Origin of the sequence: Ktedonobacter sp. SOSP1-85, assembly GCF_016587415.1 — a bacterium.
Lineage (GTDB): Bacteria > Chloroflexota > Ktedonobacteria > Ktedonobacterales > Ktedonobacteraceae > Ktedonobacter.
In genome coordinates this window covers 116443-133849 of record NZ_BNJI01000002.1, presented here as the reverse complement: position 1 = coordinate 133849, position 17407 = coordinate 116443, and the positions used below count along the sequence as shown (strand labels likewise).

Annotated in this window: 15 protein-coding genes; 7 read left to right on the top strand and 8 right to left on the bottom strand. The window is 54.7% G+C overall.

Translation table 11 applies throughout. From position 1 onward, the window contains the following. Positions 1–38: 38 nt before the first annotated feature. The 3 genes from KTE_RS28835 to KTE_RS28825 all read right to left on the bottom strand — a co-directional run bounded on the left by KTE_RS28835 (position 39) and on the right by KTE_RS28825 (position 4588). The gene (locus tag KTE_RS28835; RefSeq protein WP_201387531.1) at positions 39–1778 is read right to left on the bottom strand and encodes an ISL3 family transposase; all 1740 of its coding nucleotides are present in this window, start codon (positions 1776–1778) and stop codon (positions 39–41) included. Positions 1779–2239: 461 nt separating this feature from the next. Next, positions 2240–3250: a phosphotransferase enzyme family protein gene (locus tag KTE_RS28830; protein ID WP_201387529.1), complete on the bottom strand. Its 1011-nt coding sequence runs from the start codon at positions 3248–3250 to the stop codon at positions 2240–2242. Between the two features lie 702 nt (positions 3251–3952). Next, positions 3953–4588, bottom strand: coding sequence for a DUF1440 domain-containing protein (locus KTE_RS28825; RefSeq protein ID WP_201387527.1), 636 nt, complete (start codon positions 4586–4588; stop codon positions 3953–3955). Positions 4589–4932: 344 nt separating this feature from the next. On the opposite strand from KTE_RS28825, the gene KTE_RS28820 reads away from it, so the two are divergent. The 3 genes from KTE_RS28820 (at position 4933) to KTE_RS28810 (ending at position 7845) form a co-directional block, all read left to right on the top strand. Continuing rightward, positions 4933–5145 (top strand): hypothetical protein, encoded by a 213-nt coding sequence (locus KTE_RS28820; protein ID WP_201387525.1) that lies wholly within the window; start codon positions 4933–4935, stop codon positions 5143–5145. Beyond that, the gene (locus tag KTE_RS28815) at positions 5084–6790 is read left to right on the top strand and encodes a recombinase family protein (protein WP_201387523.1); all 1707 of its coding nucleotides are present in this window, start codon (positions 5084–5086) and stop codon (positions 6788–6790) included. Before KTE_RS28820 ends, KTE_RS28815 begins: the two co-directional genes overlap by 62 nt. Before the next feature lie 164 nt (positions 6791–6954). Then, positions 6955–7845 carry a membrane protein insertase YidC gene (locus tag KTE_RS28810; protein ID WP_201387520.1) on the top strand — a complete coding sequence of 297 codons (891 nt, stop codon included), beginning with the start codon at positions 6955–6957 and terminating at the stop codon, positions 7843–7845. Positions 7846–8088: 243 nt separating this feature from the next. Here KTE_RS28810 and KTE_RS28805 read toward each other — a convergent pair whose 3' ends face one another. Both KTE_RS28805 and KTE_RS28800 read right to left on the bottom strand, forming a co-directional pair. Next, positions 8089–8673: a 3'-5' exonuclease gene (locus KTE_RS28805; protein WP_201387518.1), complete on the bottom strand. Its 585-nt coding sequence runs from the start codon at positions 8671–8673 to the stop codon at positions 8089–8091. Between the two features lie 702 nt (positions 8674–9375). Further along, entirely contained in the window at positions 9376–9639 is a 264-nt protein-coding gene (locus tag KTE_RS28800) for a hypothetical protein (RefSeq protein WP_201387516.1), read from the bottom strand. A gap of 544 nt (positions 9640–10183) precedes the next feature. Here KTE_RS28800 and KTE_RS28795 point away from each other — a divergent pair. Genes KTE_RS28795 through KTE_RS28785 form a run of 3 tightly spaced genes read left to right on the top strand, consistent with a single transcriptional unit; the run spans position 10184 to position 13094 of the window. Further along, entirely contained in the window at positions 10184–11587 is a 1404-nt protein-coding gene (locus KTE_RS28795) for a hypothetical protein (RefSeq protein WP_201387514.1), read from the top strand. A 34-nt stretch (positions 11588–11621) separates the two neighbouring features. Further along, a complete protein-coding gene (locus KTE_RS28790; protein WP_201387512.1) occupies positions 11622–12650 on the top strand; it encodes a hypothetical protein in 1029 nt (342 codons plus the stop codon). A 42-nt stretch (positions 12651–12692) separates the two neighbouring features. Continuing rightward, positions 12693–13094 (top strand): Mov34/MPN/PAD-1 family protein, encoded by a 402-nt coding sequence (locus KTE_RS28785; RefSeq protein ID WP_201387510.1) that lies wholly within the window; start codon positions 12693–12695, stop codon positions 13092–13094. Here the strand turns inward: KTE_RS28785 and KTE_RS28780 are convergent. After that, positions 13045–14430 (bottom strand): IS4 family transposase, encoded by a 1386-nt coding sequence (locus KTE_RS28780; RefSeq protein ID WP_236600716.1) that lies wholly within the window; start codon positions 14428–14430, stop codon positions 13045–13047. The genes KTE_RS28785 and KTE_RS28780 overlap by 50 nt on opposite strands. Before the next feature lie 346 nt (positions 14431–14776). Further along, the gene (locus KTE_RS28775; protein WP_201387502.1) at positions 14777–15091 is read right to left on the bottom strand and encodes a hypothetical protein; all 315 of its coding nucleotides are present in this window, start codon (positions 15089–15091) and stop codon (positions 14777–14779) included. A gap of 227 nt (positions 15092–15318) precedes the next feature. Between KTE_RS28775 and KTE_RS28770 the strand changes: the two genes are divergently transcribed. Next, complete coding sequence (locus tag KTE_RS28770; RefSeq protein WP_201387500.1) at positions 15319–15549, top strand: hypothetical protein; 231 nt, start codon at positions 15319–15321, stop codon at positions 15547–15549. A gap of 30 nt (positions 15550–15579) precedes the next feature. Here the strand turns inward: KTE_RS28770 and KTE_RS28765 are convergent, their stop codons facing one another. Then, on the bottom strand, positions 15580–16203 hold the full coding sequence (locus tag KTE_RS28765) for a hypothetical protein (RefSeq protein ID WP_201387498.1): 624 nt from the start codon (positions 16201–16203) through the stop codon (positions 15580–15582). Positions 16204–17407: the final 1204 nt, after the last annotated feature.

Here is a 17407-nt window from a genome sequence, read left to right as displayed (position 1 = left end):
TACGTTATCACATTGTCGTTTGACACATAAATTGATTCTTACGCAACCTTGCTGATCGCAGTTGTGGTATGCTGGGAAATTACGCCATTTTTCATACTCTTCGGTTTCTTCAAATGAGCCACTTGTTGTTTTTGCTTCCTTTTTCTCTCCTGACTCTTTTTGCTGTGATGGAGCACACGAAGCTTGAGCAGATCGATTTCGGCGCGACCATACATACTTCTTTTGATGAGCTTAAGCCGATTCACATTTCCTTCCAAAGGACCATTGCTCCAAGGTAACGTCAATCCCGCAAGAACGGCATCTTTGTCTTGTTGCACACCCGTCACAAAGGACTCAAACGCTTCAAGATGGCTGGCTTTCACCGCTGCCAGCCAGGCGTCAAGCTGTTCTCCTGTACGCTCACGGACCATGTGAAGAAACATCTCTACCAGTTGGTAGGCGGTCTCAAGGTGTGGGCTCATCTGCCTTAACTGTTGAAGGGTCTCCCGTTCTTCTTCCTTCAAATCCTCATGTTTGCGGAAAAAGAGCCAGGTGGCCTGTGGTGCCGAGAGAGTCAAGAGGGGATTGAGTGGTTTCGTCGCTAATTGGGAACCGCTTTTGCGGGCAGAAAAGCTCAACGCATCTACCGTCTCCAGGTAGCGATAGATGGCTCGTGGTGATCCTTTATACCCTTTTGCTCTCAGTTCTCTTTCCAGTTGTACTCCCTGGCGGCACCCTTGTTGCCAGCGTTCCAGGAGATAGGTCTTGTAGGGATCGATGAGACGTGTTCGAGGCTTGCGAGAACCGGAATAAGGAATATCTCCGCGATCAAGCCACTCCCGAACGGTTCGTGGTGCCATACCCATGTGAGCCGCAATCTCAATGCTTTTCATCCCTTGCTGTTGCAGTGCCATCATCTGCTCGTAACGAGTTGTTCGCTCCGCTTGACGAGCGTGTTGTGCTCGTTTCTCAGCGCGTGTCCTGGGATGACTTTGACGTTCAGGTGAGGGTTGCTGCCCGTCGAGGGTCTTGGCTTCTGTCTGCTCAGCACGACGCAGTTGCGTCAGGCTTTGGGTCAATTGCACTGAGACACATGCAGCTAGATTCTTCACCAAATGCCAGCGGTCACTTACCTGTACAGCTTGGGGGGCCCCTTTTTGAATAGCTGACGCATATTCCGAGGACCCATCGCGGCTAACCACCTTGATGGAGGGATGCTTGAGCAGCCAGGTGGAGACCGTTTTGACCGAGCGGTCGGGAAGCAGGTCAATGGGCAGGCCCAATTCCAGATCACAGATCAGGGTTCCATAGCGCAGCCTGCGCCTGCGTGCCCAGTCGTCCAGCCCAATAACGTGTGGGGCTGATTGAGCTGACGGGTGTGATTGGCGAACCAGACGCAAGATGGTATCGCGACTTCCGCTGATGCCCAACTCACTTCCCACATCCGCTCCGGCTTGGCCCCCGATTTTGAGTCCGAGCTCACAGAGGGCCTTTTGGAGCCGTTTGGTGCGCTGAGCGTGAGGGTGACAAAGCTCTGGAAGCCGTTCAACGAAGATCTTTTGCGCACAGGTATTCTTTTTGCAAAAGAAACGACGCACATGCAGAATGAGACGAAGCGGACGTCCAACCGAAGGAAGATCACGGAGTGCACGTGAATAGAGACTTTGGATGCGCGAAGATACGGTCCCACATGAGGGGCAAGGAGCAGTTGGGGAGGTCGTCCGTAAGGTCAGGGTGATCTCCTCAGCTATTTCTACTCCTTCTACTTCGACGTGAGGAAGGTCTGGAAAAATGATCATAGAATGGTTTTTGAATCCTCAAAAAAGCTCTAAAAAAGCGAAAAAATGTTCAACTTTTTAGTATACCACATTACTCATCAGCAAGGTTGCGTAAGATTCATAAATTCGCCAAAAGGGGGAGATATGCGTCAGAGGGAGAAAATAGCGAAGATATGCGTCAAGTCTGGGCTAAGACGGCTCTAGTGCAAGTCCACTCTTGGGGTTTACCATTCGCTTGCTTTGCGACATATCGGTGAAAGGTGATAGCGTCTCATCGAAACATGTATTTTCTCGCAAGAGGGAGTTCATGATGGAAGAGATATCTCTGCTTTCTCTACCGGAAGTGATGCGCGTCGAACATATCCAGATCACTGGAGAGGGTCTGGCGATTGCAATCGATGCTTCAGGCTTCTTTCCCCATTTACTGCTGGATTGTCGCGGCAGCAATCGGATCAAGGATATCTTGTCGCGCAGCCGCCGGACTACGACGACAGTTCAGCCCGACGCGACCACCAGGTCTCGGCGGCGCTCATTGCGCTCTCCGCCTCCTCGACGCCGTCTCCTGCGAGTCCGGCGGTGGCAGCCCAGTGCAAGGGTACAAGGGCCAGAGCCCCGGGAAGCCAACGGTGCTCGTCGGGAGTCAGGGGTTCCGGAGCGGTGCGCTCATAGGCGTCGAGCAGTAGTCGCGGCTCGATCCATTCGCCGCTCTGTGCACCCGGGTTCAGGCTGGTGGCGATGCCGGGAAGGTCGCGCATCAGGCTCAGAGCGCCCGCGATGTCGTACAGCCGCTCCCTGACCCTCGCAAAATCCAGGTCCAGGGTGACCCATGAGCCGTCTGACAGTTCAACCGCGTTGCCCAAGCGGTAGTCACCGTGAATCGGCGCGAATGGCAGTTCGACACCCTTGCGGAGCTTGGACAGCTCGCCAATCAGTTGGCGCATCCGACGCACGACCGGCTCGCTACGGGGTCCGAGCCGGCAGCGAGTGAAGCCGACCGAGTAACGCAGTTGGCCGAATGTCCTGTGGTCGTCGAGAGGTTCGGGCGGACTGGGCTCCCAGACTGCTTTGAGCGCCGCGTGAAGACGTCCGAGCTCCTCGAATAGGCGGACGTAGGAATCCTGGGTCGCCGGTGGCTGCACGTGATCGATGAACTCCTCAAGCTCAGCCCAACGATCAGCGACCCTCACAAAGTCGGAGCCGAACATCCGAATCGGCCGAGCGACTCGGACTTGGGTGCGCTGGAGCCGCTCGCGCAGGCGTCGCAATCCAGCCACTCGGCCGCGCGTTACCCACGGCCTATGAACCCGGAGGACAACCGGCGTCTCAGCGTCTATTCGCACGTTGAGGTTGAACGAACCGCCGATGTCTGCCCACCCGGCCCCGCGCGCGACGCGGTCGATCAGGGCCGAGACGGCCGGATCATCTGGGCTGGCTCTAGGTCCGAACCAGCGCGGCAAGGGAGGGAGAGAGGTCGAAGCTTCGATTCCGGTCATGGCGATGGCCCACCTTCATTCATGTGTAAATATGATTACTAAATGGCGACAAAATTTGATAATTGTTTGACGTAATTTCGGTGTTGCTTTTTCCCTCCCTTAACGAGGGAAAGGGCTTTGTAAGCGGGTTCAAGAGCTTTCTCTTTGGGAAGGCTATCTGCGATAAGCATCATATACTTATCAAAAAACTACGCCATTCAGTAATCACATTTACAACCATTTCCGCATGGCGTGCTGGATACCTCTGCTGAGAGCATACCCAACTTTGGAATCAAAAACAAGGTAGTGACGCATTTTCTCGCCGCATTGACGTAATTCTCCACCAGATTGAGGCGTGAAACGTGGGTTCGTGAATGAAAATCCGAGCTATCTGGGAGAAGAAAACTTTGGGCAGGTTTATGGGTCAAATTCCATTTCGGGCGAAGATATACGTCAGAGAAAACCAGAACAACATTCTGGCCTATTAGGCCCGCCGGAGAAATTTACAACGTTAGCGGCCAGTGCATCTTTGGTAAATAGCGCGAATGATCGACGGTTTTTAAGGTGAATGTTAGGAAATCGGCGCGAAACATGGGAATCGACCATTCAGCGTCTGAGAAAAGCCACTCTACAAGCGGACGTTTGCACACCGTTTTTGTAAATTCACAGCAACGTGGTTCGCCTCATGTTCGCTTCTTTGAGTTTCAGTGACGTGACGGCTCGTCATGCCAGTGTGCTGAAGGTGCGTTCGGTGACGGTGCCGTAGACGAGATGCGCGGCCAGATCTGGAGCCAGCTCTGTGAAGCTGTACTTCCATATTGGCTTGTAGAGCCCCAGCAGCGGCAAGGTGACGTAGCTGCTCACCCACACGCAGGCTCCGAACGTTGGGCCCGCCGCCAGGGGCAGGCGGCGCAACGTTCCACCGACAACCCCGAAGGTGCAGCCCCAGCCGATGCCGTACCCCCAATGCGCGAGGTTATTCGTCAGGCGAGCCCAACGGTCGGCGAGTGGACGTTGCAGCAAGCCCTCATACAGGCGACGGCCCACTTGTGCGGGGGCCGAGACGCTCTCCCAATCGCTCTTGCCGCCGAATTCCCAGGCCAGGAATCGGTCGCTACCGCCGCTGGCACGGTGGCGCGCGTACAGTGCGAGGTCCATCGCCGTGGTCCCTACAGCGCCGGCAATGGCACCCAGGATGATTGCGCCAAGTGGCGTCATGCATCGCATCACGTTGTTCCCTCCGTTTTTATGACAATGATGTTCTGCTGCAGAAACGAAGAGTGGCACTGAAATGTGACAGAAATCACGCTCAACAAAAACAAGAAAACGCTGCCATGAATTTCCACCGTGTGCATGCAACAAGCTGCTTCTAGAGCGGATTCACTTTCAGTGAGCCAGTCGCTTCCCAACATTCGCGCCGAATTCCCATCATTGAGCTTAAAAACCGTCGAACATTCACGCTATTTACTAATCTTATCGGCACTGTCTTTTCTGATCGATCATCCTCAAAATCTGCATCTTATCAGCAGCATAGAGGCGATTTGATGGTACAATCACAAACGACAAATTCTGTCTGAGCCGGATCAGCTCTCTCCATTTCAGTTGGTGGAGATTGCCATTACGCAGGCGCCTTTCGGCAACTCCACAAACAAGGTATCCTAATGAGGCACATGAATGGGCATGTGATTCTCAGGAGGATACGTATGAAGACACGTCAGTGGAGCGTCCGGCGTTCCGTCGTCCCAACAGCCGACGCGCAACAACGATGGGATCAAGCGTATCAGAATCTGGTCCGATGGAGCTTGGATGCGCCACCAGGCCGTTTGCAGGAAGCGCCACATCAGGAGGAAAGGGATGAACGTAGCGATGTATGTGCGCGTGTCTACCCAACGCCAGGCGCAAGCGCAAACTATTGAACAGCAATTAGAACAACTTCGGAAGCATAGCCAAACACATGGATGGGTGTGGTGTGATGAGCACATTTTTCGTGACGACGGCTATAGCGGGGCCAATCTGCGGCGACCAGGATTGGATCGTTTACGCGATCAAGTTCGTTTAGCCAAGTTTGACCGCGTCGTGATCACTGCGCCCGACCGATTAGCCCGCAAGTATATCCATCAGGTGCTCTTGACAGAAGAACTTGAACGAGGAGGGTGCCAAGTCGAATTTACCGATCGTCCCATGAGTCAGGACCCTCACGATCAACTGGTGTTACAGATCCGGGGAGCCGTGGCGGAGTACGAACGCAGTCTGATCGCGGAGCGGATGCGGCGTGGCCGTCTCCAGAAGTATCAAGCTGGTGGACTGTTGCCCTGGACGCGTCCTCCCTATGGGTATCGCGTTGATCCTGCACGGCCACGCGATCCAACAGGAGTCCGTGTGGAGCCAGCAGAAGCGGCCACAGTTACAGAGATGTTTGTCCATTACGCACAAGGTGGGCAGACGCTGCTCGGGATGGCGAAACACCTCACGGAGCATCAGGTGCCCACCTCTAGTGGCAAGTCCCGCTGGAATCCAGGGTCAGTGCGTAGTATTCTCACCAACCCGGTCTATACGGGAACAGTGTATATCGGTCGGACACACGCAACCCCTGCCCAGAGGCGACAGTCCCCTGTCATGCCCATCGGCCGAGGGCGTACGGGGCATGTTCAAACCCCTGCAGAAGAGTGGACCGCCATCGCTCAGATCCCTGCCATTATCAGCCAGGAGCAATTCGAGCAAGTGCAAGCCAGATTAGCTCAGAACCAGCAATTTGCCCGCCGTAACAACACGGCGCATTCGTACCTCTTGCGTGCGCTGGTGAGTTGCGGGATCTGCCATCTCGCGTGCATCGGTCACACCAGTCATCCAGGGTATGCCTACTATACCTGCCGAGGGAAGAACCAGCCTCTGGTCTCCTGCCGTCAGGAAAAGTGTCCTTCGCGTTTCATCCCGACTGGCCAGCTCGATGATCTCGTCTGGCAAGATGTTTGCCAGGTTCTCACACATCCTGACATGATCACAGCGGCCCTCCAGCGAGCGCGGGGTGGGCAGTGGCTCCCGCAAGAACTCCACGCGCGACGAGAGAATCTCCGCAAAGCTCGCGTGAGCATCGAGCATCAGTTGGAACGGCTTACCGACGCCTATCTGGCTCAGGTGTTCGACCTCTCGGAGTACGCACGGCGGCGGAAAGAACTGGAGCAGCGTCTCCAAGTTCTGGCTGAGCAAGTTCGTCAGTTAGAAGCCAACGTTGGACAGCGCGACGAACTAGCGGCCATGGTTCAGTCCATTGAAGCGTTTTGTCAGCATGTTCAGCACGGTCTGGCTGAGGCTACCTTTGAAGAAAAACGGATGCTGATCGAGTTGTTGATCGACCGCGTCGTTGTAACGAATGAGGAGGTGGAGATCCGCTATGTGATCCCCACCTCGCCCCAAAGTGAACGAGTCCGTTTTTGTCAGTTGCGATTGGACTATCTTGAGCGATGGACAGTGCCGATAACGGCACCTATCGGTGATGTTCGATCACGCGAACCCTACAATGTACTGCTTGGTTTGAAGCTCTCTCACGCCTTAGTGTTGTAAACTTCGCGCCTGGGCCTAACAGGCCACTATGGAGAGCAGAATAAGGTGTGTAGTGGCGCGCTGGCAGAGCCAGCACGCCACTACACACCTTATTCAACTTTATATTTCTTCTGACGTAAACAAGTAAAAGGCAGTTTTTACTTGTTTACCTGGTGAGGGAATTTATGTCCAGTATTCTAGATCTCTTCCACACGCTTTTTACGTATCCCATCTTTAACGCCCTACTTCAGTTATATGCCTGGCTTGGGGATTTTAGCCTGGCACTGGTCATGCTGACGGTCAGCATCTCAGTGCTCCTCCTGCCCCTGACGCTGCGACAGGTGCGCCAGGGCAAAGTGATGAGGCGGCTCCAGCCCGAGATTCAGGCGCTTCGTAGGCGTTATACCTCTGATCGCCTGGCTCAGACACGCGCTTTGCAAGAACTGTATAAGGCGAATGGTATTCGTACCAGTTCGACCTTCCTCTTACTACTTATTCAGGCTCCCATTTATTCTGGGCTATACTTCGCCCTTAATATGATCCTGCAAGCGCCTTCGGTTGCTGACATCAATCGCTATCTCTATCCCTTTGTTGCTCACGTTACCTCTCTCCCCAATCTGCACCTCACGTGGTTCACGGTGCTCAACGCCACCTGGCACATCTCGCTTGGCGCACCCGATCCCACGGCGATTCTACCGCTACTGACCGGGCTACTCACCCTCCTCCAGACCTGGCTGACCCAACCACTGGCCGCAGTCGAGACACGCGACACCATGCAACATATCTCACAGAATATGCAATGGTTGCTACTCCTTCTTCCTGCCGCCATGACCGTTCTCATTGCCTGGCACTTCGCGGCAGGCCTGGCGCTCTACCGCGTCGTCTCCCTCCTTATGAATATCGGCCAGCAATACATTGTTTCCGTCTGGGGAGGAGTTCCCCTCAAACCCGCAATGGCTCAAGAAGCTAACTCGCCCATCCAACAAAGCGCTCTCAAGGCTCGATCCCTGACGCCACAACGCAAACGGCGCAACAGGAGGCGCGGCAACTCACCCTCTTCGCGACGACGCAAATAGCTGAGCGAAGCGAACTGTGTATAGGCCTAATAGGCCAGTATGCTCTCTCAGAATAGGTGGAGAGACCTCGCGAGGTGAGCGTGTCTTTGCTGGCATGGGAACTCGTAGGTGACAGTTCCTGTCATCGCGCATGTTCGTTCCGCTGCACCAAGTGGTGATCAATGCTTTCGCTCCTTTGCCCTTTGGGAACATGCTACGTAGTGCTCGTCACGCCCGATGGCCTGCCCCTGATCGCAGTAACCTTCATTTCACCCCTATCTCTATTGCTTCGGGCTGTCCTCTCAAACGCGCTAGAAAGAATGCTAGGGCCTGGGCACAACTCCATGCCGCATCACCAGCACGGTGTCCTTCCTGAGGTGGGAGTCCAAGCATCTGAAGCGTGCGAGCCAGGCTGGGGGCCTGGGTAAGCTGGAGGTGGAAGGTGGTCAGCAATCGCACGTTCAAATGGAGAGCATTTAAGGGATAGGGGGCTTGGCGGGCGAGGCATTCGCGCTCGACGAGAAGTCGATGATCTTCTCCAAAGCTAGCCCAGGCATACTTGTGCATTTTCTGATGCTTCAATTGCAAGCAGAGTTGCGGAAAGGCAATTCCCTCAGCCTCGACTTGTTCTTGCGTCAAGGTGGTCAGCTCGGTACAAAAGGCGCTGATCTTCGAGCGCTGTGGTCGCAGAATGACGCTCTGCTTTTGAGCAATCGAGAGGGTGGGAATATCCAGGATACACGTCCCGATCTCGATGATCTCATGCTCATCATCTTCTGGTCGTGCTCCTTTTTCCCAGCAAGTGGTGCGAACATCCACTACCACCACGTGCTCAAATTGTTTGTGCATTACCGTTGCCTCTTGTTGCTTCTTTTTACTCAAGCGACAGCCAGTGTAACCATCCGTATCCTTCCGACAAGAGTGGTCTAAAGGACGCAATTTACAGTTTTCAAAAGAAGAATACCAGATGAGAGGCGGTTTTTCCAGGGACATCTATACGATTGTTCACTCTTCGCACCGGTTGTTCACTCTTCACCCAAAAATCTGTCAACTCGTCGCACTTACTACCAGCACCCAGGTACGCGAACCGGAGCCTACTGTCGCAATCCTTCCTTTTCGCGTATCACGTTCTTCACCCGTTGTGTTTTGCTATACAGCCGTTCTATACGCAGCTTTAGCCTGAAGGCACTGTGAACGTTATTTCAACAGCGGCGAAGAGATCCGCGTCTACCTCAACCTCCCAGACCTCTAACAGTTGCCAACTTCGCGTATGTCTGTGCTCAACAGTCCCCCCAGGATGCAGTACCCAGTAGGCACACACCCAGGCTAAACGGACGATCTGACTCTTCTGCGCTCTCGTTAACGGATAGAGGTATATGGCAAGGATTCCTTCCTGGGACAGCCATATGAGCCGCTCAAACTGCAGAAGCTGCTTTTACACCTTATCTCTGCCATTACCTACTGGCATTCTTGCGGCTCTTACGAGCACTGGCGGTGTGAGCGTTCCCTGATTCCCTATCGAGAAGTGATAGCGATCCGTAGCTGTCTGCTTTACGCCAGGCGGTCAATGAAGTAGCGCTCATCAGACCAGGAATCCAATGAGCCAGCCGCCATGCCATTTTGGCTAAGGGGTAACAGCCATTTCCCCTTTCGGTAGTAACGACACTTGTGCGAGTTCCTTCGCGGGGCAGTGCCCCATTCGTCGACATAGATCACAGGGGTAGCCAGATGGTCCCTTTCGGCTAGGCCCATCCGATACATTGTCAGCGGGCTTCCCACCTCCAGCAGTGCCACTGCTGAACGCAGGCCGCTCACCCCTCGTACTACTACTCAAGTACGGCTCTTCAAGCAACTCCTCGATAAGCAAACAGACGCACTCCTGGGCCTACCTCTGTATCACCCAATAAACCTCAGATGTGGCGTCTATAAAGTGTCTGGCGTTTGCTTCGCTGCACCAGTATTTGAAACGGTGAAAAACCATGAATCATCTGGACTTAGTCAAGCTTCCGCCGTTAATGGAACTCACCAGCGGCAGGTCCGAGGTTGTGGTCGGCCTATTAGGCCATACGCGGAAAAACTGGCGGAGGCACTCAGAGACCAATACAGTTTGACGCCATTTATTGTTGCCATCTAATTGTCGTCCATCACAATACTAGCAACATAGGCTGCAAGGAGGGAAACTATGGTTCTTTCTCAACTATTCCCGGGGGGCATGGTAAGCGGAGTGAATGAGTTTGAGCAACCGCCCAGCACCATACCCGCAGGATTTGATTCCGTCCTGCAGTTCAGCAGTTTTTTGCTGCGCCGAGCGTTGACTTTCAACCTGGAACAGCGCGGCCTCAATCAATTGAGCGTTCGTGTGCCGTACCAATCGGAGCTTGTGCCTCCCGGTCTACGGGCGGCAATCCAGCCGCATATCAGGCCGATCGACTTTGCTCGGGGTGGGCTGTTTGTCGAAGTCCAGATGATCGATCCGTCACCCCAAACCTTCCACTGGCCGCCGCTGTCTGATATCACCACGGGGACCACCGCGGGATCGAGGGCGACCGCACGCTCGCGCATTCGACCTGGACGGATGGTCGACCTCAGTTGGGCGGTACAGCTCAACTTGTTCAAGCCCAGCATGGATCTGATTGCAACCAGTGGCACAGAGGGAACCGCTCCCGGCGGCTCCCGTGGAAACCGAGTATCATCAGTCAGAGGCATCACCGAGGGAACTATTTCAATCGGCGGCATCACCCAAGGGTCGGGTCCCGGCGCCCTGCCAAAGGGAGACCGGATACCATTAACCGTAGGCACGGCGCTGATGCATGTGCCCGCCGAACTGGTAATCTTCTCTCCTGCGCTCCAATTCTGGCTGGCGCTCAATTTCGAAGGCGTACAGCCCGCCTACGAGTCGAACGACCCCATCCTGGTCGAATTCTTCAAGACCGATTATGCCGCCTCGTTGCTGGCCCAGACCATCGCCCCGCTGCTGAACCAAGCCGACGTGGGTCTATCGCCCACGGTAGCGCTCGCTGGCAGCCTCACGCCCAATCAGCTTGCGCGCCTGCAACTCCCGGCGCTGCATGTCCAGGATCTCCTCGTGCAAGATGACAAGGGTCAGGTCCTGACATTCTGCGTCAGCCTCGGCGATGATTCCGGCGGTGTCTTTAACATGGTGCGCTCATTCCTCTCCGGGCGAGACTTTGCCTATTACGTCTCGGATAAGGTCTTTTCGGCGGTCCTGGCGGGACTGTGGCATGCGAATGCCATCTATACTCCCATCGTTGGGGATGTACCGGTGGAAATGCCCATAGACTCGAACTCGGATGAGACGGGAACGGGCAAGGCACGGGTTCAGGTGAACTTGAGCGACACGCTCAAAGAGAGCAGCATCAAGGCCTCCACTAACAACACACTTGGAGACCCGCTGCGACTCGTGTCCGAGCAGACTGTTCAACTCCTGGCATTATGGGATCCCAATGGCAAGCAGGTGACCGATTTGGGGGACCTTGCCGCACCGGCGGTCGAGCCTTTCGTGCTCAGTTTACAAATGTTCGATCAGCCAGTGGGCACCCAACCGCAGTTGCAGCCAGCTCTCCAGAATCTGCTCGTGGCGCAGCTCCTGCCTATGTATGTTCCCTTAATCGAACAGTTCACCATCGCAGATATCGGAGGTTTTACCTCTAGCACGTTGCACGCTCTCGTGGTGAGATGGAATCTGGCGTCGCCGCTCGATGTAATAAAAGCACCAATTACCGGAGTATTAAGTAACTCCTAAAGAGGGAGTGAGGAACAATTGGGAGAGTAATATAATGTCTAACGAAAACATCCTTTCCAAATTCTACGCGGCGATGACGCAGTCGCCCCAGTTGTCTTCTCAAGGTCCGATCAACTCCAGCGCCATACGCCAGGACAAGAAGTTGGCGTTGGAGAAAGCGTCCAGCCTGCTCAGCTATCAGAACTATCTGACACAGGCCCGGAGTTGGAAGGCGGCTCAGAAGGGCGTCCCGCTGACTTTTGAACATGAGGTGCAAGCGCAGGCGAGCCAGGCCCTGTCCGATGGGCAGACTCTCGCGGCGGCCACACTGCGAGCCACAAAACACCTCAAACAAGCGGGCAGGTTAGATCACATGCTCAACAGCTGGATTGACGGCGTCAAAGCCGCTGGCTCTGTTCAGATCAATGACCTGTGGAATGACCTCACGAACGACCCGCAGGCGCGGCAGCTTCTGAAAGACGAGGGACTGACAGAGGATCTCTGGACCACCCTGGACGAGAATATGAAGAAATTGGGCGGTCTCCTTGTGCTTCAGGACGGGAAGCTGGTCAGCGAGGTCAAGCTGGCGGGGCAAGAGCAGGTACAGCGCGCCGTCCTGATACATTCTGCCTCCGGTGCTCCGCAAAGCCTCGATGGTTTGTTGAGACGCGGGCAATTCGAGCGCATGGTGGAACAATTTGACCAGAGCAATGGGGCTTCCCTGGGCCTCGTGGCAAGCGAGCCACACGATCTGGAAATAGCGGATGTGATCCTGAGCGGAGCCTTCCAGAGTGTTCAGTTGCTTGCTCAGCATAAGCGCAAACTCGAGGATACAGGCTTGTCCACCTATGCCGGGAATGACCCGTTTATCATCGTGTTCGCTGCTGGGTTGCTATCGGTTCTTATCGGGGGTTACCTTGACACATATTACTGTAACGATGGTAATGATGGGTGGGTCTGCAAGTTGGGAAAGGTTTTGCTCTTCTTAGGCATTTTGGCAATGATAGTTGGCACCGTGGGCTTAGGCGTCAAATTTATAATTTCTCTAAATTCACTAAACGTTCTCAATCTTGGACTCCACTAACTGGTGGACGAAAGTCCAGGGGAGTAGAAAAAAGACAGAAAGATGGAAATACTAGCTGAGCACTGCCTTCAACTACACTATGCCTTTGAAGCCGCTTACCCACGCGAGTGCTGCGGGGTCCTGCTCGGCAGCCGCGTCGGCACACGCTTGATTGTGCACAGGGTGGTGAGCACGCTGAACGCCGTCAGTACGGTTGGTGGCTTTGCTATCCCCGATCACGAAATGCGCCGGGTGCGCCTGCTTGCAGCAGAAGCAGACTTGTCTATCGTAGCCGTGTTTCACAGTCACCCGAGCGGTTCCACTGAACTGAGCAGAAATGACCAGGCTGCACTGGAATACTCAGAGTGGCCGTGGGTAGTCGTAACCGAGAACCACACGACGCAAGAGCTCCTGCTCACATGGTACGTGGCAGATACTCGCGAAGCTTCAGCACAGACCTATTAGGGGGTTTTTGCATACCCCCCCATACGCACCAACTTAAGGACTCAAAGCCCAGTTGGTCGATCTCCGCTGGAGGAGTTGGGCGGAATTGGGATGCTTTTTGCGCTTGTTCATTTGGCACCCTAAACGCATGCGACGTTGGATGGCTTGTAGGGCAGAGAGAAACGAGCGCTCCCCTGCAAAAGCTTCCAGCAGCGAACTGGCGGTATCGCGGACCACCTGTGCCAGTTTGCGGCATTCTGCGCTGCTCATCTTGCCAGGCGAACAGGAGAATGAGCCAGTGTTGCAGGAGCAGTCCAATGAGCTTGGCATACAGTTCACAGAGCACGCGCCAGGGATTCGTGGTGCGCCATTCATCAATCCGCCCGTATTGCTTCCATAACTTGTAAAGCATTTCCATTTGCCATCGTTCCCGCACCAGGACGAGAGCCTCCTGCAAGTTCAGAAGATTCGCAGGGACATCGGTGAGCAAGATGGTCCAGTCGGCCAGTTTCCAGGCTTGCTCCCGCACGGGTTGAGCGCGTCGCTTGGCATCAGCCTCCAAGTTGGCGCGTCGTCGCGAAGCTCCGTCTTGGGGAACTCGCAAGATGAGCAGACGCATCAGATGCCGATGCTCTTTGCCCACACGAACCCAGCGTTCGTGGGTCTGTCCGACCTGCTGTGGGAGCAGCGCATCCAGTTCCAGCGGTTTGCCTTCCGGCGTCCAGTAGTTGGTTCTGGCCTGGGCACGAGTGAGCGTGTAACTGCCAGCCGCTCGTCGAGCAGCAATCGCTCCCCAATCCAGATACCCCAGATCGGCGATATACAGACTTCCCACCGGCAAGCCATCATCTTTGAACGGACTGGATCGATCAATGATCCGTCCGTGCGTGAGCCTTGGGCCTTGCACCTGTCCCCGTTTGAGTTCCCAACGAACATGCAATTTCACCGCAGCTTGCCCCTTTCCAGGAGATCCCCCACATCCCTGCCACTGCTCTGCCAATTCCTCTGGGAGGGCGATACTGCTCCTATCCTCCAGCACGACTGACTGAAAGCGACACAGGAGCTCCAACGGGACATCCTGGCTGGCTTCAACGACCACACTGGCCATCTCCTCAAACACCGCATGCAAGAAGTGGGCACAGGGCTCCGTGAAGCGTTTGTGCAGCGCGGTATCTGTCACTTCCACCTTGCGGATGGTCGCCATGGATGCGAGCCGCTCCAGACTAGCATCCGGATGGCTCAGCCAGCCAAAAACCAGCGTTTGCAGCAGGTCGGCTCCACTGAATTTTCTCTGCCGTTCAATACAGCCCGTTTCGCGGGCCAGGACATTCGCTCGTTCTTCCAGGATGTGCTTCAAAGACTGCTCGACGTGTGCTCCATTTGCCCTGTCTGTGCTCCTTCTGCTCTCGATATCAGGTTTCTCTTTCTGATATCATCGCAGATGGAGCCTCTTTTTGCCTCTGCCTTGCTTAAGTTGGTGCGTATGGGGGGTTATGTAAAAATCCCCATGATACGAAATACAGGGTGCTTCTCCGCTCGCCGACTTTTTCAACATCAGGCTGGTGCAGGTGACGTTGAAAAAGGGCAGCTGGTCCAACGTTTTTCCTTGCTGCTGGCTTCCCAGGGCTCTTCAGAAGCTCTTTTCGCTGGAGGAGAGGCTCAGAGCACTTGTTAGCCAAAGAAAAAAATGTACAAAGTCGAGCTTAGAGGACACCGTATTCATCTTCGTAATTCGGCAGAAGAACGCCTTTGGCCAGGCCGTATTCTGTCGTAGCCGTAAGCGAAATACGCTCTAGGTCATAGATAAGATCCTGAGGATAGCCGAGGAGGAGGCTATTTGTCTGAACATCCAGGTACCTAATAGGATACCAGGACAGAAGCCTAATAACCTGCTTATGCCCACCAGGAAGATGAAGAAGGACGCGACCACGCGCAGCCCGAGCGCAGGCCCCATAAGTAGCCCAGAACTGGGTGGTGAGATCAATAAGCGCGCCTACATCTCGAGATCGTGTATACATTGTTTGCTGCGGAGTAAAGTTCATATTCTTCGTATTATAGGGTCGTAGAACCTACCTGCCAAGGCCCCCTTAGTGGGAATGACATTTGATATTATGGGTTGTCTCACCGTACAAAGCGATAGAGCCTGGAACTGAGCCGATTCGCCCGCTTGATCTAGTATGCACGTAGGCACAAGCACAAGCTGATAGAATGGAAGCAAGATGAACATGAAGGAAGGAGATCCTACATGAGGCCAACCTATGAGGTGCGCCTGTTTGGAGCCATAACCGATGAGCAAGCCTTTGCCACGATCCCCATGGTGGCAAAAATGCCGCTAGGCGCTTTGGCCTTCGCGATGGTTGCGATTGGGCAGACCCGCGCAGGCTGTGCAGAAGTGAGGCTGGGTGACGAGTATTACACATACTACAATGTGCGGATTGAGGGGACCACATTCCAGTATGACCGCGAGGTGCAGTAACCTGGTGGTGTGGTCCCTGCTCGCATCGCACTACCGAAACGGCGCATAGCTCGTTCCTGTATTGTGAAACATCACTTGCAGCCCATTGACTATAACTACCAGGTCAGGATGCTGTGCATCACCTGTGAAGGTGAGCATGACCGGTGCCAGGTCAGCGCCAGGGCCAACAAGGCGAGGGCCTTGCAGGAGTCGCGCATGTTCTGGATAGCCGCCAGGAACCTCAAAAATCAACACCTGGCCTTTCAGATTAATAGCGGTAAAGTGCGTTGCTATTCGTGGATCGCGTTCGTGTCCGACGATGTGGTCCACCTGGGTCGTTCGCGGGTAGCCATAGTGAATTTGGTCGATGAAGGTGTTACTCCAGGTCAGCGCCATGGACTCAGCGAGGGCAAGCAGCAGAGCGCACAACATTCCCAACCCAAGTGGCAGGAGCCAGCTCCCTCCTTGACGCGCTGACCTCGGTGGAGCTGACGGCCGCGAAAATTTCTGTACCTCCTCGGTTGTGGTGGTGCGCTGCGCTCGTGGTTTTGCGAACTGAGAGGCACGCACCGTCTGGACCGCTGGCGCTTTCCCTGGCGCTGGCCTCGGCCGGCGACGGACAACAAGACTGCGCGGAGCGAGATGCTGCTCCTCTTCCTCGATGGCTGCAGGCATGATGGTTCCCTTCTTTGATAAGAAAAAGCACAATAAGATCGGAGAAGAAATAGAGGGGCCACCGTCGGGCGTAAGAGAGGAAAGAACGCTCGTTCCTAAGAAGCATACCTGAACCATAGACTCTGGCACAACCCATTTATCCACGAACTTATCCACGCCGGTGTGGAGGAATTGTGGAGAAAAGATATGAGCATTCAGCTATCGCGCGAGCATGTCATGGTGATATCCCTATTTGAGGTAGGACTAAGAGTGCGCCTGTTCGCTTATCGAGGAGTTGCTCAAAGAGTCGTACTTAAGTAGTGGTACGAGGGGTAAGCGGCCTGCGTTCAGCAGTGGCACTGCTGAGGGTAGGAAGCCCGCTGACAATGTACCAGATGGGTCTAGCCAAAGGAGCCATCGGGCTACCCCTGCGATCTATGCTGACGTAAGGAACCTGCGTAAATGTCGTTACGCGCCGTCGAGGGAAAATGGCTGTTACCCTCTAGCCAAAATGGCAAGGCGGCTGGCTCATTGGCTTCTTGGTCCGATGGGCACTACTCCATTGCCCGCCCGGCGTAAAGCAGGCAGCTACGGATTGCTATCACTCCTCGATGGGAAATCAGGGAACGCTCATACCACCAGTTGCTCGTAAGAGCCGCGAGAATGCTAGCGGGTGGAAGAGCGGACGGAGGCGGCGTAGTAGTGCGCCTTTGTGCCACAAATGTCTCTCTTACCCGTCGGGGTAAGCTCACTAGAGCAAGGTGAGTAACACAGCGACTTACTCGCTCTCGTACGAGAGCGGGGACACCTTCACCCGAAAGGCGTGAGGGGAAAATAGCATGTCGTGCAAAATGCTGGTGAAGCTCCAGTCCCAGGAGCCAGAGGTCAGTAAGTGACGCTGTATATGGTGAAGTCTTGATTGGCTTAATCCAAGTCATGGCGGAAAACCGCCAGCCCACAGGAACGGGATTATCGCCTGTGTCCAATGTGCAGGAGAATGGTACTATTTCTGCTGCAAGCTCTCATTGGAGCCAGCCCTCACGGAGAGGGAAATGACGAAATGGGCACCTACGTACAGACGGAGACATTTGGGGGAACTGAGGATTGACCTAACCCGCGAGAGCGGTAAGGTTAGAGAGTCGTTACAGTAGTCGTGGAAGTCACGCTCCACCAAGGCGTGTGGGAAATTCACATACAGGGCGAAGGACGACAGGAGATCACACGT